At 50.3% G+C, this 22,105-nt stretch carries 24 protein-coding genes and 1 riboswitch; of the genes, 8 read left to right on the top strand and 16 right to left on the bottom strand.

Annotation, left to right across the window (positions count from 1 at the left end):
- Positions 1-59 precede the first annotated feature (59 nt).
- Both G3255_RS05325 and G3255_RS05320 read right to left on the bottom strand, forming a co-directional pair.
- Positions 60-971 carry a pseudouridine-5'-phosphate glycosidase gene (locus G3255_RS05325; protein ID WP_211653623.1) on the bottom strand — a complete coding sequence of 304 codons (912 nt, stop codon included), beginning with the start codon at positions 969-971 and terminating at the stop codon, positions 60-62.
- A complete protein-coding gene (locus tag G3255_RS05320; RefSeq protein WP_211653622.1) occupies positions 968-2,062 on the bottom strand; it encodes a carbohydrate kinase in 1,095 nt (364 codons plus the stop codon). Before G3255_RS05320 ends, G3255_RS05325 begins: the two co-directional genes overlap by 4 nt.
- Positions 2,063-2,205: 143 nt before the next feature.
- On the opposite strand from G3255_RS05320, the gene G3255_RS05315 reads away from it, so the two are divergent.
- From G3255_RS05315 to G3255_RS05300, 4 genes are all read left to right on the top strand, one after another.
- Positions 2,206-3,438, top strand: a complete 1,233-nt coding sequence (locus tag G3255_RS05315; RefSeq protein WP_211653621.1) for an aminopeptidase — start codon at positions 2,206-2,208, stop codon at positions 3,436-3,438.
- Between the two features lie 84 nt (positions 3,439-3,522).
- Positions 3,523-3,663 (top strand): hypothetical protein, encoded by a 141-nt coding sequence (locus G3255_RS05310; RefSeq protein WP_167358028.1) that lies wholly within the window; start codon positions 3,523-3,525, stop codon positions 3,661-3,663.
- Between the two features lie 128 nt (positions 3,664-3,791).
- Complete coding sequence (mreBH, locus tag G3255_RS05305) at positions 3,792-4,799, top strand: rod-share determining protein MreBH (protein ID WP_058381370.1); 1,008 nt, start codon at positions 3,792-3,794, stop codon at positions 4,797-4,799.
- 30 nt (positions 4,800-4,829) lie between these two features.
- The gene (locus G3255_RS05300; RefSeq protein WP_211653620.1) at positions 4,830-5,402 is read left to right on the top strand and encodes a beta-class carbonic anhydrase; all 573 of its coding nucleotides are present in this window, start codon (positions 4,830-4,832) and stop codon (positions 5,400-5,402) included.
- Positions 5,403-5,680: 278 nt separating this feature from the next.
- On the opposite strand, the gene G3255_RS05295 is transcribed toward G3255_RS05300, so the two are convergent.
- The 3 genes from G3255_RS05295 to G3255_RS05285 all read right to left on the bottom strand — a co-directional run bounded on the left by G3255_RS05295 (position 5,681) and on the right by G3255_RS05285 (position 8,592).
- Positions 5,681-6,163 (bottom strand): DinB family protein, encoded by a 483-nt coding sequence (locus G3255_RS05295; protein ID WP_211653619.1) that lies wholly within the window; start codon positions 6,161-6,163, stop codon positions 5,681-5,683.
- A 79-nt stretch (positions 6,164-6,242) separates the two neighbouring features.
- Positions 6,243-6,791, bottom strand: coding sequence for a GNAT family N-acetyltransferase (locus tag G3255_RS05290; protein ID WP_211653618.1), 549 nt, complete (start codon positions 6,789-6,791; stop codon positions 6,243-6,245).
- 1 nt (position 6,792) lies between these two features.
- Positions 6,793-8,592: a M3 family oligoendopeptidase gene (locus tag G3255_RS05285; RefSeq protein WP_211653617.1), complete on the bottom strand. Its 1,800-nt coding sequence runs from the start codon at positions 8,590-8,592 to the stop codon at positions 6,793-6,795.
- A 186-nt stretch (positions 8,593-8,778) separates the two neighbouring features.
- Between G3255_RS05285 and G3255_RS05280 the strand changes: the two genes are divergently transcribed.
- Positions 8,779-9,519, top strand: coding sequence for a TspO-related membrane protein (locus G3255_RS05280; RefSeq protein ID WP_211653616.1), 741 nt, complete (start codon positions 8,779-8,781; stop codon positions 9,517-9,519).
- 44 nt (positions 9,520-9,563) lie between these two features.
- On the opposite strand, the gene map is transcribed toward G3255_RS05280, so the two are convergent.
- Positions 9,564-10,316, bottom strand: a complete 753-nt coding sequence (map, locus tag G3255_RS05275) for a type I methionyl aminopeptidase (RefSeq protein WP_211653615.1) — start codon at positions 10,314-10,316, stop codon at positions 9,564-9,566.
- Between the two features lie 160 nt (positions 10,317-10,476).
- Positions 10,477-11,052, bottom strand: a complete 576-nt coding sequence (gene thiT / locus G3255_RS05270) for an energy-coupled thiamine transporter ThiT (protein WP_211653614.1) — start codon at positions 11,050-11,052, stop codon at positions 10,477-10,479.
- Between the two features lie 95 nt (positions 11,053-11,147).
- Positions 11,148-11,247: riboswitch (TPP riboswitch) on the bottom strand.
- A 139-nt stretch (positions 11,248-11,386) separates the two neighbouring features.
- On the opposite strand from thiT, the gene G3255_RS05265 reads away from it, so the two are divergent.
- Positions 11,387-12,469 carry a M20 family metallopeptidase gene (locus G3255_RS05265; protein WP_211655770.1) on the top strand — a complete coding sequence of 361 codons (1,083 nt, stop codon included), beginning with the start codon at positions 11,387-11,389 and terminating at the stop codon, positions 12,467-12,469.
- A 64-nt stretch (positions 12,470-12,533) separates the two neighbouring features.
- Positions 12,534-12,683: a small protein YxzF gene (gene yxzF, locus G3255_RS05260; RefSeq protein ID WP_211653613.1), complete on the top strand. Its 150-nt coding sequence runs from the start codon at positions 12,534-12,536 to the stop codon at positions 12,681-12,683.
- Positions 12,684-12,745: 62 nt separating this feature from the next.
- Here the strand turns inward: yxzF and G3255_RS05255 are convergent, their stop codons facing one another.
- The 4 genes from G3255_RS05255 to G3255_RS05240 all read right to left on the bottom strand — a co-directional run bounded on the left by G3255_RS05255 (position 12,746) and on the right by G3255_RS05240 (position 17,656).
- Positions 12,746-13,687, bottom strand: a complete 942-nt coding sequence (locus G3255_RS05255) for an SGNH/GDSL hydrolase family protein (RefSeq protein WP_211653612.1) — start codon at positions 13,685-13,687, stop codon at positions 12,746-12,748.
- Positions 13,688-13,699: 12 nt separating this feature from the next.
- A complete protein-coding gene (locus G3255_RS05250) occupies positions 13,700-14,923 on the bottom strand; it encodes an aminopeptidase (RefSeq protein WP_211653611.1) in 1,224 nt (407 codons plus the stop codon).
- Positions 14,923-16,080: a DEAD/DEAH box helicase gene (locus tag G3255_RS05245; protein ID WP_211653610.1), complete on the bottom strand. Its 1,158-nt coding sequence runs from the start codon at positions 16,078-16,080 to the stop codon at positions 14,923-14,925. The genes G3255_RS05250 and G3255_RS05245 overlap by 1 nt, the downstream gene beginning before the upstream one ends.
- 109 nt (positions 16,081-16,189) lie before the next feature.
- Complete coding sequence (locus tag G3255_RS05240) at positions 16,190-17,656, bottom strand: MDR family MFS transporter (RefSeq protein WP_211653609.1); 1,467 nt, start codon at positions 17,654-17,656, stop codon at positions 16,190-16,192.
- A 182-nt stretch (positions 17,657-17,838) separates the two neighbouring features.
- Here G3255_RS05240 and G3255_RS05235 point away from each other — a divergent pair, with 182 nt between their 5' ends.
- Positions 17,839-18,678 (top strand): TetR/AcrR family transcriptional regulator, encoded by an 840-nt coding sequence (locus tag G3255_RS05235; protein ID WP_211653608.1) that lies wholly within the window; start codon positions 17,839-17,841, stop codon positions 18,676-18,678.
- A 43-nt stretch (positions 18,679-18,721) separates the two neighbouring features.
- Here the strand turns inward: G3255_RS05235 and G3255_RS05230 are convergent, their stop codons facing one another.
- The 5 genes from G3255_RS05230 to G3255_RS05210 form a co-directional block, all read right to left on the bottom strand.
- The gene (locus tag G3255_RS05230; protein WP_211653607.1) at positions 18,722-20,170 is read right to left on the bottom strand and encodes an amidase family protein; all 1,449 of its coding nucleotides are present in this window, start codon (positions 20,168-20,170) and stop codon (positions 18,722-18,724) included.
- Between the two features lie 70 nt (positions 20,171-20,240).
- The gene (gene fbpA, locus G3255_RS05225; RefSeq protein ID WP_083509116.1) at positions 20,241-20,399 is read right to left on the bottom strand and encodes a Fur-regulated basic protein FbpA; all 159 of its coding nucleotides are present in this window, start codon (positions 20,397-20,399) and stop codon (positions 20,241-20,243) included.
- 126 nt (positions 20,400-20,525) lie between these two features.
- Positions 20,526-20,951 (bottom strand): DUF1801 domain-containing protein, encoded by a 426-nt coding sequence (locus G3255_RS05220; RefSeq protein WP_211653606.1) that lies wholly within the window; start codon positions 20,949-20,951, stop codon positions 20,526-20,528.
- A 96-nt stretch (positions 20,952-21,047) separates the two neighbouring features.
- Complete coding sequence (locus G3255_RS05215; RefSeq protein ID WP_211653605.1) at positions 21,048-21,518, bottom strand: GNAT family N-acetyltransferase; 471 nt, start codon at positions 21,516-21,518, stop codon at positions 21,048-21,050.
- A gap of 48 nt (positions 21,519-21,566) precedes the next feature.
- Complete coding sequence (locus G3255_RS05210; protein WP_211653604.1) at positions 21,567-22,043, bottom strand: flavodoxin family protein; 477 nt, start codon at positions 22,041-22,043, stop codon at positions 21,567-21,569.
- Positions 22,044-22,105 lie beyond the last annotated feature (62 nt).

The following is a 22,105-nucleotide window of genomic DNA, read 5'->3' as shown; positions in this document are numbered from 1 at the left end:
GAACAACCTGCAAACAATAAAAAAAGACCCACAAGGGGTCTTTTTTTCACAAATTGTCCTTAAAGTGTGCTGTACGAAGCCGCGAGTTCTGCTCCGACTTTGGCATTGTGCTTGACGAGTTCAATGTTGGCAACGAGACTCTTGCCTTCGGTCAATTCTTTTACTTTGCCGAGTAGGAATGGCGTCACGTCTTTGCCGTTGATGCCGTTTGCTTTCACTTCTGCCATTGCTTGTTCGATGATGCTATCGATGAAGTCTTTATCAAGTGCATGTTCTTGTGGGATTGGGTTGGCGATGACCGCCCCGCCTGTCAACCCGAGCGACCATTGCGCTTTTAGGATAGCTGCAAGCTCTTCAGTCGTTTGCGAACCGTAGCTCAATGGGAAGCCGCTATGGCGTGTATAGAAAGCCGGCATCTCGTCTGTTTGATAGCCGATGACCGGAACGCCTTTTGTCTCGAGGTATTCAAGTGTCAGCCCGATATCGAGAATCGACTTCGCGCCTGCGCAGACGACAGCGACGCCCGTATTCGACAACTCTTCCAAGTCAGCCGAAATATCCATCGTCGCTTCCGCACCGCGGTGGACTCCGCCGATGCCGCCGGTCGCGAAGACGCGGATGCCGGCAAGCTCTGCACAGATCATCGTCGCGGCAACCGTCGTCGCACCGATTTTTTTCGTGGCGAGCAATTGGCCGATGTCTCGGCGGGATACTTTCGCAACGTCTGGTGAATTGCCCAGAAGTTCCAGCTCGTTATCCGACAAGCCGATTTTAATCTGCCCGTCCATCAGCGCGATCGTTGCCGGAATGGCTCCGTGGTCGCGGACGATCTGCTCGACTTCACGCGCCGTTTCTACGTTTTGCGGGTATGGCATGCCGTGGGAGATGATCGTCGATTCTAAAGCGACGATCGGTTTTTTCTGTTCGATGGCTTCCTGCACTTCTGTTGAGTAGCTGATCATGTTCGTCATTTCAATTCCTCCAGTTCTTTGGTTAACACCGTTTCCGTTAATTCAGGACGTACTGTTTGGCTGCTTGCGAGCGTTTTGGCTGCATTGAGCATGCCCATCTGCACCGCTTTACGAAAATCATAGCCGGATAGGTGAGCGTGAAGAAGGCCGCCTGAGAACGCATCTCCAGCTCCTGTGACATCTTCTACTTGCTGCGTTTCGATTGCCGGGAAATACTCCACGCCATTTTCGTCGCCCGCCATGGCGCCGTCTTTTCCGCCAGTCACGACCGCCGTTTTGGCGCCTTGTTCGAGAAGCAATTCGACCGCGCGCTTCCAACCGGCTTGATCATGGATGGAGATGCCGAGCCTGAGGGCTGCTTCGTCGCGGTTTAAGATCAGAAACGAGACACCGTTCAACTCTTCATCTAGACGATCCATCTTGGGGGCCGATACAGGAATGACGGCGAGCGGCACTTCGGAAGAAGCTGCGAGATCCTGCAAGTACTTGACGGTTTCTTTTGGGCAGTTCAAGTCGGCTACCAATAGTTTCGCCCGCATCAACTTGCTGCGATGCGGCTCCAGGTAATTCGGAATCAATTCCGAGTAGATGTCCATATCCGCCAGAGCCAAAGTCATTTCACCGTCGGGTTCCAACACGGCAGTATAGCTGCCCGTCGCACCTTGTGAAAGCGTTTTGGTCATGGCAGTATCCATATAAGGCGAAGAAACTTCTTCGATGAAACGCCATTCCGGATCATCTCCGGCAACCGATACCAATTGGACTTCGTGCCCAAGACGGCCCAGGTTTTCAGCGATATTGCGCGCGACGCCTCCGACACTCCTCGTCACCGTTGCCGGATTCGAGGTACCGTGGACAGACGGTGCTTTCAAATGGAATTTTCGGTCCACATTCGCCCCGCCGATGCACAGGACCGCATTCTCTTCAGGCAAGACATATGCACGGCCGAGTATCCTGCCTTGTTTGATAAGCCCGGAGATCAGATTGGCTAATGAAGGCCGTGAAATCCCGAGCGCATCTGCCATTTCCTGTTGTGACAAATACGGATCGCGCTCAATCAGCTCCAGGATTTTCTGTTCGTTGCGATTCATTGGCTCCCTCCCTTTCAAACTTTTGTTTATATATTAAACTTTTATAATTATAAATGCAACTCGTTTTTCTTTCAAGCACCTGACTATTGCGCTACGTGTTTGAATATTGCTACTATAGAAAGGATGAGAGGAGTGTTTTAGAAATGACTACATTTGATGAAAAATTATCCCGCTATGCTGAATTGGCGGTAAAGGTAGGCGTCAATATCCAGCCTGACCAAAAATTGTATATTGCAGCTTCCATAGACGCTGCACCATTTGTCCGCTTGATTTCAAAGAAAGCTTATGAAGAAGGTGCAAGACAAGTATTTGTGGACTGGAGCGACGATGTGATTTCCCGCACGCGCTTTGAGAAAGCACCGGAAGATTCTTTTGCCGAATTTCCGGAATGGAAAGTCCAGGAGCGCGAGCAATTGGCGGAGCAAGGCGCAGCGTTCATCAGTGTCGTTTCGCAAAGCCCGGACTTGCTGAAAGGCATCGATTCTAAACGCATTTCGGCGTCCCAGAAAGCGACCGGACAAGCGCTGAGTAAATACCGCCAATACGTGCAATCCGATAAAATCAGCTGGTGTGTCCTCGCAGCACCGTCTGCACAATGGGCGAAGAAAGTGTTTCCGGACCTTCCGGAAAACGAGCAAGTGGAAGCACTTTGGGAAGCGATTTTTAAGGCTGTCCGTGCAGATACGAAAGACCCGATCGAAGCTTGGCTCGAGCATGACCGCACGCTCCACACCAAAGCAGATTATTTGAACGATAAGAAATACGCCAAGCTTCATTACCAAGCACCTGGCACCGACCTCGAAGTCGCGCTGCCAAAAGGCCATCTATGGGCAGGCGCTGGTTCCATCAACGAAAAAGGCCATTCCTTCATGGCCAATATGCCGACAGAAGAAGTGTTTACGGTCCCGCATAAAGACGATGTCAATGGCTTTGTCTCGAGCACCAAACCGCTCAGCTACGGCGGCAATATCATCGATAACTTTAAAATCACGTTCGAAGGCGGCCGCATCACCGATGTCTCCGCTGAACAAGGCGAAGAAGTGCTCAAGGAATTGGTCGCCACGGACGAAGGCTCCCACCGCCTCGGCGAAGTGGCATTAGTGCCCCACCAATCGCCGATTTCAGATTCCGGCATCTTGTTCTTCAATACTTTATTCGATGAAAATGCGTCCAACCACTTCGCGATCGGCAGCGCCTATGCGTTTTGCCTAGAAGGCGGCAAGACGATGTCAGCGGATGAATTGAAAGAACACGGCTTGAACCAAAGCATCACCCACGTCGATTTCATGGTCGGCTCTGCCGATATGGACATCGATGGCATTTTGGAAGACGGCACGCGCGAACCGATCTTCCGAGGCGGCAACTGGGCATTTTAAAGGTCGATAATTCGACACTTAATTTTCCATGCGTTTTCATGTATACTGAGTATGATAATTACAGTTTAGAGAGGGGTTATCACTATGCTTTACGGTATTACTGCTGTCCTCGGATTCATGGCTGTGATCTTCATGTTCTTCTTCACACTGCTTCATTTCCTTGGCAAAGAGCTTCATAGCCATGATGCAGAGCATATCGATCCGCTTCCGAAAGAGCGTCATTAAGTAAAAAAGCTCTGCCTCGCATATGCGGGGCAGGGCTTTTTTCTGTTTCTCCTCCCTCTATCACATCTCACAGAAAAGTGATAAAATTTGAATAAGCAGTGTTTATACCGATTAGGAGGAATTCATCCATGTTTTCTGCAACGGATATCGGGATCGATCTCGGTACCGCCAATATTCTCGTCTATACAAAGTCAAAAGGCGTCATCTTGAATGAACCATCCATCGTCGCCTTGGATGCCCGCAGCGGCGCTGTCATTGCTATCGGCACCGAAGCGAAAGCCATGCTCGGCAAAGCGCCTGATTCCATCCGCATTGTGCGCCCGATGAAAGAAGGCGTCATCGCCGACTTTGACGTGACCCGCGAGCTCTTGAAGCTGGTCATGCAAAAAGCCGCGAAACAACTCGGCGGCTCTCTCAGAAAGCCGAAAGTCATGGTATGTACCCCGTCCGGCGCAACGGCTGTTGAACGCCGGGCCATCCACGACGCCGTCAAACAAAGCGGCGCAAAATCCGTGCACCTGATCGAAGAAACAGTTGCCGCAGCAATCGGCGCCGACTTGCCGATCACGGAACCTGTCGCTTCGGTCATCGTCGATATTGGAGGAGGTACAACAGAAGTCGCCATCATTTCATTTGGCGGTGTGGTGTCTTCCAATACGATCAAGATCGCCGGCGACCGGATGGATGAAGACATCATTCAGTACGTGCGCAAGCATTATAATCTATTAATCGGCGAGAAAACGGCTGAAACGATCAAAAAAGAAATCGGCTACGCCCCGATTCCCCACGAACCGAAAAAAATGAATATCCGCGGCCGCGACGTATTGAGCGGATTGCCAAAAACGATCGAGTTGAGTTCTGACGAAATGCAAAAAGCGCTCAGCGAGTCCTTGTCGGCCATTTTGGAATGCATTCGTGCCACTTTGGAAAATTGCCCCGCTGAATTGTCGGGCGATATGGTCGACCAGGGTGTCGTCATTTCTGGCGGCGGCGCTTTGTTGAAAGGCTTGCAGGAATGGCTGGCGCAAGAAATTTCCGTCCCGGTCCATATCGCGCCGGACCCGTTGGAATCCGTTGCGATCGGCACCGGCCGGTCGCTCGGCATGATCGACCAGCTCGAAAAAATGTCGCGTTAAATCCCAAACCACCATCAAGGAGGAAAAACGATGTCTTTATTGAATGAGATTTTGGATTACAACGAAAAGTTTGTAGAAGAAAAACGCTACGAGGAATTCATTACCACCAATCTCCCGGATAAGCGGATCGTCATCTTGACTTGCATGGATACCCGCCTGCTTGAACTCTTGCCAAAAGCGATGAACTTCAAGAACGGCGATGTGAAAATCGTCAAAAGCGCCGGCGCTGTCATCAACCACCCGTTTGGCGGCATCATGCGCAGCTTGTTCGTGGCGGTGTACGAATTGAAGGCCGATGAGATCTATATTGTCGGGCACCACGACTGCGGTATGGCCAAAGTGAAACCGGAAGGCATCATCGAAAAGATGAAAGAGCGCGGCATTGAGGAAAGCACGATTGAACAGATGAAATTCTCTGGCGTCAATCTCGATGAATGGCTGAAAGGCTTTGATAACGTAACGGAGAGCGTGCGCCACAGCGTCGACATGGTCCGCCATCACCCATTGATGGATAAAACCGTCCCTGTCCATGGCCTCGTCATCGACCCGAAAACCGGAAAACTCGACGTCGTCGTCGACGGTAATAAAGACGAAAACCGCTGAGAAATCTCAGCGGTTTTTTTCGGCTTGTCGAAAAAAGGTCAGAAGTCGTATTTTCCGAAGCTTATCGCTCGCTTTCCGTGGGCTCGCGCCCAAGCCTCCTCAGCCGCTGCGCGTCTTGCGGGGTCTCGGTCGTCTCGCTGATCCACTGGAGTCGAGCGAACGCTTCTCCAAATACTCAGATAGCACATTGATTTTTGAATGTAGAAATGGTGATTTCCTTTTTCATTCATAGCGGATTATAGACTTCTTCAACACTCTGGAAAAACCGCTGAGAAATCTCAGCGGTTTTCTTTTTGGAAATAGATATAGTCCAGCGGAATACCGGCTTTTCCGAACTGGCGCAATAAGGAAGTGATCTGCCCTCGGTGGTAGCTCGCGTGGTTGACCACGGTGAAAAGCATTTCTTCGCGGCTGTGACGGAACTCGTCGCCTTTCATATTGCGGTAATCCAGCTCTTCTTGCCAGCTTTCTTCTGACAGCGAGGCGAAATACAATTCCATCTCCGCATGAAGCAATAACAAGGCATTTTTCGCTTTCTCGACCGTATCTACATCAAAATGTTCGAACTCCGGGCTCTTGACCCCATTCATCCGTTTGAACCACATCTTTTCGACGCCTATGACATGGGCAACGGTTTCACGGATCGATGGAAACGAATTCTGGCCCGTTTTCGTATAATACTCTTCGCCTGAGTCTTCCACCAATTGCAGTACCTTTTGACTTGCCCATTGGTGATAGGCAAATAATTTCTCGGGATTCATCTGGCACCCTCTCCCTTCATCATTTTTCAAACCATCTCCGCATATCCTTCCACCATCTCAGATAGGCGGCCTTGCCCTTTCAAAAATCCTGTTCGAGCAATGCGTAATAATAATGATCTTTCCATTCCCCGTTGATGAACAGAAATTGCTTGAGCAACCCTTCCTGTTCAAACCCCGCTTTTTCGAGCACGCGCAGCGAGCCGATGTTATCCGGGGCAACGTACGCTTCCACGCGGTGAAGGCGCAATTGCTCAAATCCGAAAGCCGTAATCAAGCGGACCGCTTCGCTCGCAATGCCGCGGCCGATAAACTCTTCGTCCATCGAGTAGCCGACCAAGGCGCTAAGGAACGGCAAGCGCTTGATGCTGTAAATGGATATATGGCCGATCAGTTGATTGCCGTCGTGTGAGAAAATCCCGAAACTGTATTCCCGATTTTCCCGCGCCTGGTAGATCGACTCCCGAATTTTCTCGCGCTGTACGGCGATCGTGAAATAACTATCGCGATGCCTCGGCTCATAAATCGCCCAATAATCACGGTTTTTCACCAGGATCCGCACCATGTCTTCAGCGTCTTCTACGGTAAGTGTGCGCAGATAACAGGTTTTCCCTTCAAAAAGCAGATTCATCTTATCCCTCTTCTGCAGTCAATTTGATGAATTCCTCGACATCTTTTGTACATAAGGCAATGCCTTTTTTCCAGAATCCTTTTTCGGTAATGTCCTCTCCGAGATGCTTCATCGCCAATTGTTCTGTACTCATGATTGCTGTGTCACGGAGCAAAGCCATATATTTTTCTTCGAACCCTTGTCCTTCCTCTAGCGCTTTCGCGTAAACGCTGAGTGAGAACAGGTAGCCGAATGTGTACGGGAAATTGTAAAACGGCACATCGGTGATATAGAAATGCAGTTTGGATGCCCAAAAATGCGGATGCCCTTCCGATAAACTGCCGGCAAACGCTTCCTCTTGGGCCTGTTCCATCAATTCGTTCAAGCGGCTCGCCGGGACCACGCCGTTTTTACGCTCTTCATAAAATCTCGTCTCGAACAGGAAGCGGGCATGGATGTTCATGAAAAACGCCACGCTGCGCTGGATCTTATCTTCCAACAAAGAGATTTTCTCTTCTTTGGTCACAGCGTTCTTGACCGCTGCATCCGCTACGATCATTTCCGCGAAAGTCGATGCCGTTTCAGCGACGTTCATCGCATAGCTGCGGTTCAAGTCATGCATCGGCTGCAGCGCATGCGTATGGAAAGCGTGCCCCAATTCATGGGCCAATGTCGCGACATTGGACATCGATCCGCCATAGGTCATGAAGATGCGCGATTCGCCGCTTTTCGGAAGCGATGTGCAAAAGCCGCCCGGCATCTTATGCGCACGGTCTTCTGCTTCTACCCAGCCGTTTTCCAGCGCGTGGCGGGAGAATTTCTCCAATTCCGGGCCGAATTTCCCGAAATGGCGGATGATGAACTCCGACCCTTGTGCGTAGTCGAACGACTGGGAATTTTCCACGACTGGCGCGTCGACATCGTACCAAGCGAGCTGGTCCTTGCCGAGCAATTGCGCCTTGCGCGACAGGTAATCCGCAAATGGCTGTTTGTGTTCGCTGATGGCTTGCCACATGACATCCAAAGTTTCCTGCTTCATGCGGTTCATCTGCAGCGGCTCTTCCAGCACATTGTCGACGCCGCGTTTTTTATACATCTGCAGCCGGAATCCCGCAAGCGAGTTCAAAGTCTTGGCAAACAGCTCTTCTTTTTCGCCCCATGCCGCTTCCAGCTTGTCATAAGCTTCCTTACGTACGGTTGCATCTTGGTGGGAGCTCAAATTATTCGCCTGCCCCACCGACAAGGTCTTCTCTTCACCGTCAACACCCACTTGGACCGAGATCGAGGCGATCAGCAGATCGTATAATTCGCTCCACGCGTGATAGCCATCGATGCCGAGCGATGTAATGAGCCCTTCCTCTTGTTCAGATAACAGCCGTTTCGCTTCTTTGCGCCATTCGTCCAAGATGAAGGCGAATTCCTTCAAGTCTTCAGTCGAAAGTAGCTCTGACCAGATATTCGGATCCGTCTCCATGAGCGCCTGCTTGAATTTCAAGAAAGCACTTTGGAAACGCGAGCGCATAAATGCATGTTCACTTTGCAGCAATGCCGCTTGTTTGTCTTCGGTGTTTTGCGCCATCAAGCAGCCGATAAACGCTCCGGCTTGGCGAAGGTCCACCGATACATCACTGGTCTTTTCCAAGAACGTCGCCACCTGCTTCGCGTCGGCCGTTTGTTTCGGGACACCGAATGCAGCAGCGGCATGTTCGAAATCGGCCAGCTTGTTGCCTGTTGCCTCCAGATGCGTTCTTAATTCAGCTGAATCGCTTCCCCCTGAAAATAAACTGTCGAGCTCCCATACTTCCGGATATGTATTCGTCATCTTTTTTCCCCCTGCGGTCACGAATTTTCAAAATACATTAATAAGTATAACATCTCCCTTCATGGAACGGGAACGGCGACCGCCTGGTACTTTTCACGATATCGCCATTTTTCAAAAACTTCCTGCACTTTCTTGTTGGTCGTGCGGGCTGGCGAGTTTATACTGATATTTGAGGAGGGATTTCATATGATTCGCGTACTGCTGATGACGCTGGCATTTATCGCCGTCGTCACCATGAATGCCTTGGCGAATATACTGCCGATCAACGGTCAGACTACCGGTGAAATCTCCGACCGTGTGCCGGTCCTCTTTACGCCGGCCGGTTATGCATTTTCCATCTGGTCCGTTATATATATTTTATTGGCTATCTGGATCATCGGCTTTTGGCTGCGCTTGAAAAAAGGAGTGCACCCTTCAGCAAAAGTCTCATTGTATTTCATCTTGAGCGCTGTTTTCAATATCGCCTGGCTGCTTTGCTGGCATTATGAGTTCTTTATTTGGTCGATCGCTGCAATGATTGCCTATCTATTGTCGCTGATCGCTTTGTACTTGGAATACGGAAACGACGAACGGGGCTTGACGCAACGTTTGCCGGTCTCGGTCAATCTTGGCTGGATCAGTGTTGCGACCATCGCCAACATCAGCTATGTCCTCACTTTCTACAGCTGGAGCGGCTGGGGGCTGAGCGATCAATTGTGGACGGTCATCATGCTGACCGTAGCGACCGCATTGGCACTTCATATACGCTTCCACCATTCGGACATCCCGCTGACTTTAGTATTCATCTGGGCGTTCGTCGCGATCGCCGTCCGCCATGGCATGGACGAGATGCTGGTCAGTACGGCAGCTTTATTCTTGAGCGGCGTTTTACTGACCGGTATTCTGTTAATCAAGAAGAAGCCGGCAAAAACAGATATGACGCCATAAAAAAACAACCATCGGCTGATGGTTGTTTTTTATATTCGCTGATTTTATTTTTCGAGTTTCGTCAGCAGGATCGGTTCGCCTTTTGTGACGAGTACGGTATGTTCGATCTGTGCGACGAGCGATTGGTCCGGCGTGATGAAGGTCCAGCCGTCGCCTGATTCGATGATATGTTCAGCCTTTTGGGAAATAAACGGCTCGACTGCGAGCACCATGCCTTCTTTCAAGATCGTCGTTTCCCATGCATCGTAATAATTAAGGATATATTGCGGTGCTTCGTGAAGCGATTTCCCGACGCCATGACCTGTCAGGTTCTTGATGACGAACAAGCCCTGGTCTTTCGCTTCGCGTTCGACTGCCTTGCCGATCTGGTTCAGCTTGGCACCGGCTTTCACTTTCATCATGGCACGTTCGAATGCGGATTCCGCCGCTTGGCAAAGCTTTTCTTTCGCTTCGTGCCCTTCACCGACCACGAATGAAATGCCGGTGTCCGCGAAATACTCCCCAAATGATCCGGACACGTCAATATTGACAATATCGCCGTCATTGATAACGCGCTTTCCTGGAATGCCGTGCGCCACTTCTTCGTTAACGCTGATGCATGTATAGCCCGGGAAATCATATTCCGATTTCGGAGCAGAGACGCCGCCCCATTCTTTGAACAGGCGTCCGCCCAGTTCATCGAGTTCTTTCGTCGTGATGCCGGGCTTCACGGCCGCTTTCATTGTTTCGCGGATTTCCGCCACCATCTGTCCGGCTTTTTTCAATCCTTCAATATCTTTTTCATTAGTCGCTATCATACTGACCCTTCTTTCAAACTATTCTATTTGAGCATTATAACATAGAATAAGCCGGTCTCGCCTCTCCTACCGTTCGGTATTTTACCATAAATACCCAAATTAAACATAATCAATTGATTTAACAATCTAAAAAAAACCGCCTATCGATAGGCGGCTTTCATCATGCGTCTGGCTGTGTCAAACGCGGGGCTGTGATAAACAGTAGTGAGCAAACAATCGCCGCGACAATCGCAACAGGAATCATATAGGTAGCGTTATAAACCGCTGAATAGATGAAGACGTTGCCATCAGCAAACATGCCGAAGAACAAGATCCCCGTAATAACATGGATGACATAGCGGAGAAATGAACCGATCAAGACACCGAGTGCGACCATGACAATGATTTTCCCGGTCTTTTTCGCCTTCACAGCTTCCAAGTAACGGCCGCGCACCATTGCGGCCAAGCCGACGACGCCATATGCCAGCAAATAATCCAAAATGACTTGCATGACGACAAAGCCAAACGACAGCGGCGCAACCGAGATGAAACCTGTGACAATCTGCAGTAAGCCGACTAGAAGCCCCGTGACGACACCGGCTGCGATGCCTCTCCGGAAAGCCATCAGCACGATCGGAATCATGACCAAGCTGACCGATCCCCCTTGCGGCATGCGAAAGGCGATAAAATCCAATACAAAGCCGAGAGCTGCAAAAATCGCAATTTCGACCATTAACAATACGCGTTTATTTCTCATTCAAACTGCCTCCTTTTGGATTTGCACATCACCAGAAGGGCCGTTTTTTCAGAACAACAAAAACGGCGCCAGGACAGATCCTGGCGCCGCTTGGGCCGGTTTTCCATCCACATCCCTGCGCAAGCATTAACTTGCAGGTTCGAAGGGTAAGAACTTAATCGTTCACTCTCAGCCAAAGCTCCCCTTGTGGTGTATACAATTATTCCGCTATTATGTGTATTGTACACAACGAAAACTTGGCTTGCAAGGCCGTTTCAGCCAACCGGATTAGGGTAGTTAAGAACTAGCAAACTTTGTGGAAGGTGGTGGAGGCAGTTTGAAAACTGCCGGGTCAATGATTGATTTATTGAAGAGTTTGATTAAAATCGAAAGCGATACAAAAGAAGGGGCGAATGAAGCCTTGATGTTCTGTTCAGAATGGCTTAAAGAGCGAGGTGAAGAAGTCGTAGTCCATGATAACGACGGCTACCTCATGCTGACAGCAGCCAAAGGACAAGGCGCAGAAAAGATCATCTGGAATGGCCATGTCGACGTCGTGCCGGGACATAAAGAACAGTTCTCTCCAATCGAAGAAGGCGACAAACTTTATGGCCGCGGCTCGGCGGACATGAAAGCAGGCGTCGCCGCGATGATGCAGGCATTTGTTGACCTTGATGCTGCCGCCTTGCCGCGCGAAGTGCATCTACACATCGTCACCGATGAAGAGATCGGCGGGCGCAACACGTCGAAGTGGCTGGTCGATCAAGGCCATTACGGCGATTTTGTCATTTGCGGCGAGCCAACCCATTTGAAGATCGGTTTGCAATCGAAAGGTATTCTTCGAATGGATTTGACGTTCAAAGGTAAGCCTGCCCACGGCTCACGCCCGTGGGAAGGCATCAACGCCATCGAATCGGCGATGAAATTCCATGCCGGCATGAAAGATTTACCGTTCCGCAAAGAATCGACGGACTACTATGAGCAACCTTCCGTCAACTTGCCGATCATCAATGCAGGCGATCGCTATAACGTCGTACCGGAAATCTGCAAGATGTCCTACGATATCCGCTTCATGCCCGGGCAGGACAAAGACGAGATCGTCCGCCAGATGGAACAGCTGGCCGAAACACTCGATGTCGACATGGAATTCAAAGCGAGCGGCTCGACCCCTGCTTTGACGACGACGGACGACCATCCGTACATCCAGACCTTGATGAAGGCCGTCGAGTCGACGCTGTCGGAACAGCCGGTGCTGTTCGGCCAGCACGGTGCTGCCGACACCCGTTACTATGCCGAGAAAATCGGCGGACAAGGCGCCATCGAATTCGGGCCGAGCGGAGACGACTGGCACGGCAACGCCGAATACGTCTCCATTTCAAGCGTCCATTCCTACAAGGATATTTTGATCGCGCACGCCATCGCTCCCACCGATGTTTAATAAAGGCTGAAATCGGGAAAACTTTATTAAACCTCAATACGAAAAAATGAATGGAGCGATAAATATGGCTATTGGAAGAATTGTCAAATCTGCGATAAAATATGCGCCGATTGCTTACCCGATCATCCGTAAAGTGATGAACAACCGAAAAAAGAATAACGTAAATAATGAAAACGATACGCGCAACCGCAGCGACTCACGAAAAAGCCGCTGAACGATAAAAGGCCGGAGAAAATGATCCATTTTCTCCGGCCTTTTTTATAGGGTTCAATATTCTTAAATGAGCGGCAATGCCTGGCGGATCGCTAGATAATCCAGAGTCTTGCCGTCCGAAGGCTTGGTGGCAGAATCGTCACCTGAAGCGTCTTCAGAAGCGGGCTCTTCATCTGCCCCATCCGCTCCATCTGACGGCTCTTCCTGTTCCTGCATTTGCTGGATCTCTTCGAACGTTACAGGCGCCGGTTCAGGAAGTTCTGCATCCTCTACTTCCAACTCTCCCCCGTAATGCTCGAAGAATGCATTCGCCATCTCCTGGTAGCCATCCACGTTCGGATGGACGTCTCCAGAATTCGGGACGAGTTCCACCGCATCCTCACCGAAACGATCGGCTACATCGACAAATGTTACGCCTGCCTGTTCCGCTTCCTGTTTCAGAATAGCGTTTAGTAGCTCCAGCTGCTTCGCTGTGCCTTGCTTTTGGCTATCCCGTGCATGCGGATAAGCGAAATAATAGCCCATTACGTAGACATCTGCTGAAGGCGCAAGCTCCTCCAGCTCAGAAAGGATCTTTTCCACATTTTTACGGGCCGCATTCAGCGCATAATCTGCCGGGATCTCCTCAAAGCTCAAAGCCCCTTCAGCGGCATTTGCTTGCACAAGGCGCAGCAAATCATTCGCGCCGGCAGAAACCGTGATGATGTTCGCTGAGCCCAGCAGCTCTTTTGCTTCATCCGACTCGATGCTTTCCAAGACATCACTTGTGGTGAATCCAGGAAAAGCCAAGTCTTTCGAATAGAACGCAAGCGGCTGATTGCGTGTCAATTCCTGTGCAATCAAATCCGCATAGCCGCTGTCGATTGCCCGGTTCGGCGTCTGGCCTGCCGCCAGTGAATCGCCGATCGCCACATAAGCCGCCGGCACTTGCGGCTCTGCATATACCGTATTTCCGGCTGCCGCAAGCAATAGCCCTGCCGCTACCGCACTTGCTGTCTTCTTCATCTGCTCACCTCGTTAGAATGCCCAATTTCCTTTTCGGAAAATCGCTTCGGTTTTGCCGTCTTCCGTAATACCGTCGATATCCATCTCGCTCGAGCCGATCATGAAATCTTCATGGACGATCGATGTATTCAATCCGTAATTCTCCAATTGATCGCGCTCTAAGTCTTTTCCGCCTTCGAGACATGTCGGGTAGGAATCCCCGATCGCTAAATGGTTTGATGCATTTTCGTCGAATAAAGTGTTGTAGAACAAAATGCCGGAAGCCGAAATCGGCGATTCAACCGGGACAAGCGCCACTTCCCCAAGATATGCTGCGCCTTCGTCAGCTGAAATCAATTCATCCAGCAGTTCTTGCCCGACTTCCGCTTGCGCTTTTGTGATACGGCCGTTTTCAAAGCCCAAAGTGAAGCCATCGATGATATTGCCTTGATAGACGAGCGGCTTCGTGTTGCGCACGGTGCCTTCGACTTCCAGTTTGGCCGGCACGGTATAGACTTCCTCGGTCGGCATATTGGCGATGAACGGCACATGGTCCGGTGTGCGGGAAGCGCCGCTCATCCAAATATGGCCATCTGGCAAGCCGATCGTCAAATCGGTGCCTGGCGCACGGTAATGCAATTTCCGGTAGCGCCGCTCGTTCAATGCGGCTGCACGCCGTTCCAAGTTGGCGATATGGTCTTGCCATAATGCGACTGCGTCACCGTCTCCGATGCGCACGGTCTGGAAAATCGCTTGCCATAAAGCGGCCATCTGATCCTCTTCGTCCGGAAACACTTTTTGTGCCCATTTTTCAGAAGGGATCGCGACGATCGACCAAGCGATCTTATCGGATCCAACAGCCTGTCGGTAGCGTTCCAATGCTTTTCCTGCAGATTTCTGGGCATCGCTCAGGCGTTTTGCCGGAATACCGGTCAGTAAGTCCGGGTCTTCCGCATCGATCCACAGGAATGCTCCTTTATGGTCGATGATGGCGTCGCGCTGTTTGACGACCCAATCCGGAAATTCGTGGAACGCCGCGTCCGGTGCCATTTCGTAATGCGTTCGTGTAACTGATTCGTCAGAGAACGCGATATGGACTTGCTTAGCGCCAGCCTCATAGGCTTTCTCAACCACCAAGCGCGTGAATTCCACGGTATCCGTCGTCGTCGCAATCAACAGCTCCTGCCCCGGCTGGACATTGACGCCAAAACGGACGGTCAATTCCGCATATTGCGCTAACTTTTCCTGAAAGCTCATTATTTTTTCCCCTTTTCTGAAACGGTTTTGCTGTTGCCTTCCACCAATTCGCCGCCATGCATGATTTTCTGCACCGGCTTGTTGGGCAATTCTTTCGTCAGTTTCTTATAATGCTTTTCATCCGCATAAGCCAGAAGCGTCAATACTTCACCATCGGCTCCCGCACGCCCGGTTCTGCCGGAACGGTGCAAATACTGCTCCAAAGTCATGGGTGCATCAACGTGAATCACATGCGTCAATTGGTCAATATCAAGTCCGCGCGCTGCCACTTCGGTCGCAATCAAGACAGCCGTGTCGCCTTTGCGGAAATCGTCCAATGCTTTCTTGCGTTCTTCTTTTTTCATTTCGGAATGCAAAGTCGCGATTTTTGCGTCGCGGAATTTCAGTTTGCTTTCCTTCATCAGCACTTGGTCCAAGTTATTGACGAACGCCAAGCCCTTGATGCCTTCCATATGCGACAGGCTGCGGAGCAAATCGGTTTTGTCGCGTTCATCGACTTTGACGAACGAATGCGTCACTTTGCCTTGCTTCGGCAAATCTTCGGCGGATACTTGCAGCCGGGTCGGATGTTTCATCAAGCGTTCCGCCACCAATTCGATTTCCTCTGTAATGGTCGCTGATACCAACACCAGCTGGCGATCTTGCTGCGTTTTTTCAATGAGGTCCTTCATGATGCCACGGTGTTCACGCGCCATCAATTGGTCGCCTTCATCGAGTACCATGATGCGCACTTCATGCATCTTGAGTTTTTTCGTCTTGACCAGTTCATTCAAGCGGCCAGGTGTGCCAACGACGATTGTCGGTTTCTTCTTCAATTTATCCAATTGACGCTGGATATTGGCGCCGCCGATCAATGGCGTGACGGTCACATCCGTCCCGGTTGTCCACTCACGCAAGACGTTGACGATCTGCATCGCGAGCTCTTGTGAAGGCGCGATAATCATCGCCTGCGTATTTGGTTTTTTCGGGTTAACGCGTTCCAAAATCGGCAAAAGATATGCCAGCGTTTTCCCTGAACCAGTCGGAGATTCCGCTACGATGTCATTTCCTGCGAGCATTTCCGGAATCATCTGTTCCTGGATCGGCATCGCCTCGGTAAAGCCGGTTTGCTTCCATTTATCCTGCCAGACAGGACTTAATTCTTCTATAAAATTCATGTGCCATTCCACCTTCTTTTCGATGCCTTAAGTGTACCATATTCGGCTCCCCGCCGCCTTTTTCGGCAAATGAAAAGGCGGTTCCTTTTTTAAAAGGAACTGCCTCTTTTCAATCTGCATAGCGTTGTTTATAGACGCGTTCTTTTTGTCTTTCTGTCGCTTTCTGGTTGGGCTTTTTAATGAATAACGCCAACAGAAACGCAGCGAGCGCGATATAAGTCGATACCGTAAACGAGAAATTGATGCCTTCAAGCATGGCAGGAATGGTCGCTTCCTGCGGGCTTGTGCCGGAAGCGACCAGGTCTTGGACAGTCGCTTCGGTGCGCGTATTCATCAAGGTCACGAGAAACGCAGAACCAATTGCGCCGGAAACTTGCTGCAAGGTATTGTTGATGGCTGTGCCGTGCGGATAGGATTTCATCGGCAATTGGTTGAGCCCATTGGTCATGACTGGCATCATGACCATCGAAATGCCGAACATGCGCAATGTATAGATTGCCATGATTTCATAGTAACCTGTATCAAGCGTCAGATTGCTGAATAAATAGGTGGTGATGACCACAAGGGCCAAGCCAGGAAGTGCCAGCACTTTAGCACCGTATCGGTCAAAAATGCGTCCGGTAATCGGGGACATGACCCCCATGACGAGCGCGCCGGGCAGCATCATCAAACCGGATTGGATTGGCGAGATGCCTTTAATGGTCTGGATGTAGATCGGCATGAGGATCATGGCCGAAAACATTGCCATCGACAAAGTGACTGAAATGACCGAAGACAATGCGAACATCGGATGCTTATAGACGCGCAGTTCCAATAGCGGCTCTTTAAGCTTCATTTGGCGGAATGCAAAGGCTGTTAAGGACAGGAGGCCGACCGCTATTGTCAAATAGACAGCTGGATTTTCCCAGCCGAGGGAGCCGGCCGAACTGAATCCGTAAAGCAATCCCCCGAACCCTAGGCTTGATAAAACAAGAGACAATGGGTCAAGCGATAGCTCGCGGTTTTGGAACGTCAAGTTTTTTAATTTGAAGATCCCAAGCAATAACGGGATCAAGGCTACCGGCAATACGATGAAAAACAACACTCTCCAGGAGTAGGTTTGGACGATAAAGCCCGAGAGCGTCGGGCCGATTGCCGGCGCGACGACCATGACCATCCCGAAGACGCCCATCGCTTGCCCTCTTTTTTCGACCGGGAACGCAGCGAGCATGACATTCATCAATAAAGGCATCATGAGTGCAGCGCCTGATGCCTGGACCATGCGGCCGATCAATAGGACAGCAAAGGTCGGCGCCACTCCCGCGAGCAAGGTTCCGAGCGAGAATAAGGACATCGCGACAATGAAGATGGCCCGGTTTGAATAGCGTTGGATCAAATAAGCGCTCGCCGGAATCAGAATGCCGTTGACGAGCATATAACCCGTGACGAGCCATTGGGCTGTTGCAGCGTCAACTTGAAGATCGATCATGATTTCCGGAAGGGCAATATTCAAAAGGGTTTGGTTGAAAATCGCCACAAATGCTCCAGTGAACAAAATGGCAATGATTGCATAAGGTGGTTTCGTTGTTTCTTTCATGTTTCTTTCCTCCGTCTCGCCGACTTGATTCGGCTGATTATACTCTATCGACATATTTTATACTCATGGTATAATTTTTACAAGAAAGACGTACTGAGAACAGACAATAAGTTTGAAACATTGATTTCACCAGCTTTTGGCGGTATGCTTTTTTTATACTAACAGTCCAAAAAGGGGATATTATGAATCCTAAAAAACAGCAAATCATCCATGCCGCCCATCGCCTGTTCATCCAGAAAGGCTATAACGCTTCATCCATCCAGGACATTCTGGATGAAGCCGGCATCTCCAAAGGCACTTTCTATAACTACTTCACGTCGAAATCGGAATGCCTGATCGCTTTAATGGAGTCGATCAGCGAAGATATCCGTGCGCAACGCATTGCCGCCGCTTTCGGGGAATCTCCATCCGACACGGACCTGTTCGCCAGGCAATTGGCGATTCGCATCCGCATGAATCATGAGAAGAACCTATTCTCCTTGTACGAAAGCATCTTCTATTCACAAGACGAAGAATTGAAAGCTTTCGGGAAAAGCCAGTACATTGCAGAGCTCAAGTGGCTGAGCAGCCGCATTGTGGATATGTTCGGTGAAGAGGCGCGTCCTTATGCTCTCGAGAATGCCGCGACGGCCAATGGGGCGCTCCAGCAATTGATGCATGTTTGGCGGCTCGGCACCGGCCAGCAGCTGCCGCTTGATGAACTGACGGTCTATATCGTCCATCGCATGAAGCAAGCGGTTGCGAACCAATTGAAAGACGGCAAGCGGTTTTTATCTGAGCATCTGCTGGAGCAAAACGGTCAGTTGCCGACTTTAGCCGACAGCGCCAAACAATTGCAGGCGCTTGCCGCTGCTGAAAAAAATCCGGACTTGCAGCAATTGATCGCGTTCCTTGCCGATGAACTAACGGTTCCAAATCCGCGCAAAGCGATTATCAATAGCGTGCTGACTACTTTAGGCCAAAGCACGGACGATGCCGAACTGCAGATTTTTTTGGAACAGGTATGGCGCCAAATCAAATGAAAAATCCCCTTCCCTGGAGAACGTTCCAAGGATGGGGATTTTTTTAGTTGGGACGCCTCCGCCCCGCTGTTGCTTGTTCAAAAGTATAAGCATATTCAATTAACTTCGGTTCATCGAATGCCTGACCGGCAAACGTGATGCCGAACGGTTCGCCTGATTCCGTCAAGCCGGCTGGCACGGTGATCGAAGGGAATCCGGCAGCGGCCCCGATATTGCAGCCGAAATCCTTTGGCAGAATAAGCGCATCTGCTCCGGCTTGCCCGAGGCGCTTATTCATGCCTTGTTCAGCTGCTAGGAAGCGGTTGCGTTCGAGCGCCTCGACATACTCCCTCTCCGTCAAGTTCCCGCTCATGCCATTGGCTTGCTCCAATAGATTCTGGCCGAATTTCAACGTCTGCTCCGCATGCTCTTCATTATATGAAATGATGTCACTCATTGAACGGATCCGGTGGTCTGGATTCGAACGCGCCAAATAAGCGTTTAAGTCTGACTTGAATTCGTGAAGCAGCACCGCAAAACCGAGATCTTCCTGATCGGCGCCAAGATCGACTTCCTTGATGGCGGCTCCGCATGCGCGCAGCTGTTCCATGGCCCGTTCGAATGCGGCGGATTGCTCTGCCGTGATATCTTTGAACAATTGGCGGTCCACGCCGAGTACGACGCCAGACAACCCGTCCTTTTTCAAATGCTGCTGCCAATCATAGCCCTTGAACTGTTCGGCAAACAGCGTGATTTCGTCTTCCGGGTCTGTCCCGATCAAAGCTGCGAACACCGCCACTGCATCTTCCACTTTACGCGCAAGCGGCCCGGCAGTGTCTTGCGTGTGCGATAAAGGAATGATCCCTGCGCGGCTGATGAGGCCGATCGTTGGCTTAATGCCAACAAGGCTGTTCTGTGCCGCGGGGTTGATGATCGAACCGGAAGTCTCCGTCCCGACCGCAGCGGAAGCCAAATTCGAAGCCACTCCGGCCGCCGACCCCGAACTCGACCCGCCAACATCGAAAGGGCCGTACGGGTTCTTCACTTGGCCGCCGCGCGAGCTATAGCCATTGGTCATTTTATCGCTCATGAAATTCGCCCACTCGGTCATATTCGTTTTTCCAAGGATGATCGCCCCCGCCGCACGCAGCTTTTCCACCACTTTCGCATCGCGTAGCGCGTAATGGTCTGCCATGGCGAGTGAACCGGCGCTTGTATGCATTTTATCGCCGCTGTCCATATTGTCTTTCACGAGCAGAGGGATGCCGTGCAATTTCGAGCGCGGCCCTTTATGCTCGCGCTCAAAATCCATCGCCTGGGCAGCGAGCAAGGCGTTCGGGTTGATCTCGAGCACGGCGTGGGTATTTTTATCGCGCAGCGAAATATTTTCTTTATACATCAGCACGAGTTCTTCCGACGTCAGATTGCCTGTTTCCATTTCTTTTTGCAATTCAGCAATTGTCATTTCGTCAAGCTTGTTTTTGCGGTAGTCTTCCAGTTTTTGATGATGCATGCCTGTTCCTCCCACATGGTGCAAAATAAGCCCTTCATCCAGGACCGTAGATATCTAAAAAAGCCTGAGCTCATGAGCTTAGGCTTTTATCGGTGTATTCCTTTAACAGTTCATATAAGGACAGTTCGTAAAGCTGCCTGCCGTTGATCTTGAAGACATTCTTCGAAACGAGCTCATCAATGACCATCGACCGTTTGTCTTCGAATTTCGACTCGGGTATGTGTTCCATCGTGCTTCTTCTCTCCTTGCAGATAGTATCACTATTTCTATACCCGAAACGATCACAGCCTAAAACCTGCCAAAAGAAAAACTGCCGATAATTTTTCGGGCCGCCCTGGTTTCGACAAATTTAAACTCACCCTTTATCAGGGTAGCGCTCCTGCAAATACGCTGCTGCATTTTGGATCAATTCTTTTAGCACTTCCGGATCGATATCGCTCAGCTTATTGATGTAGATGCAGGATTTGCCCGCTGTACATTTTCCCAGACGCTCAAGCGCATCTGGCTCTTTTTCTGCGCAGCCTGTCAGGTATAAGCTAATTTTCGCTTTGCGCGGGGAAAATCCAGCGAGCGGTGCATCGCCTTCATGACCGGTTGCGTAGCGGTAATGATAGGAACCGAAACCGATTATGCTGTCACCCCACATTTTCGCTGGATGGCCGGTCGCTTGTTCAAAAATCTCCAGCAGCCGGTAAGCATCTTCTTTTTTTGACGGCTTTTCGATCGACTCGATGAATTCAATAACGCTGCCTTCGTGCTCTTTCGTTTTTTGTTCGTACATCGCTAATCCTCCTCCTGAAAGCTCTCTACATCTACTTCCATGGTTAGCGTCTGTTGTCCTGCTTTAACGCGGCGCACTAAACAACTAAAATGGTTATCATTCATTTTCCTCTAAGCTGAAATCAAAATGAAATACATCTTCCCGCGTGCCGAGCGAGCTATATAGTTTCACGGCAGCTGTGTCCACAGGATCCGCTTGGACAAAGACAACCCATGCGCCTAAACCTTGCGCTTGCGCCTGGACAAACTGAATCAGCCCGGTCGCGACTTTTCTTCTGCGGTATTTGCTGGCCACTGCCAAATCATAAATGTATACTTCCTTCCGCTGCTGCTCGAATTTATCCAGTACATAGGCGACAAGCCCGCCTGCAAGTTCACCGCCGGACAACACAACACAAACGAGGACATGCTCTTTTGCCAATAAAGATTGGAGATAGCCATCGGAAGGCGGGTTTCCGAGATACGTTTCGTCCTCTTCAAATGCATCCGCAAACAAAACATTCAACTCCCTGAACAATTCCAGTGACTGCGCGTCATCCACCAGCCGTTTAAATTGGGTTTTTGACATGATCTCCGGCTCCCTTTCTTGCTACCTAAAATGCTCCCTTGCCATTGCCTAAACTTTGTACTGGCTGCTGAAGCGTTCCATCAATCCCTCGATTTGCTGATCCCTTTTTTTGTTGGACCAATTGATGATGGCGGTCGATTTGACCACTGCCCCTTTTGCTTCAAGCGATGTCGTCATTTTGGACATGGCCCTATTGCCACCCATCCATTTATAGCGGAATTGCTGCGTCAAGAAACAAGATACCGGTGTTTGGCTGAGATCCGGAAGTTGTTCCGCATACTTTATAAATCCAGGACATAGCGTAAAGCCCTGTACCCATGCGCCAAAAACCAAAGCATCATATCCTTTGGTTTCCGGCAATGAATCCAATTGGACATCTGTTGGATTTTTCGCTTCTTCGTTCTCGAGATTTTGCATCCTCATTAAACTGACTTCGTGTCCATCGCCTTGCAATTTTTCACGAAGCCGTTCACCGACAAGCAAGGTATGTCCGGTCTGGGAATGCACGATAATGCCGATTTTCATACCGTTCCCTCCTTCGTTGAAGCATACGCAATTCCTTTTTGGCGCTTTATCCATCATTGCCT

It is taken from the genome of Planococcus sp. MSAK28401, assembly GCF_018283455.1.
GTDB lineage: Bacteria > Bacillota > Bacilli > Bacillales_A > Planococcaceae > Planococcus > Planococcus alpniumensis.
The sequence above is the reverse complement of the archived record's forward strand: the minus strand, read 5'-3'. Positions and strand labels throughout refer to the sequence as shown.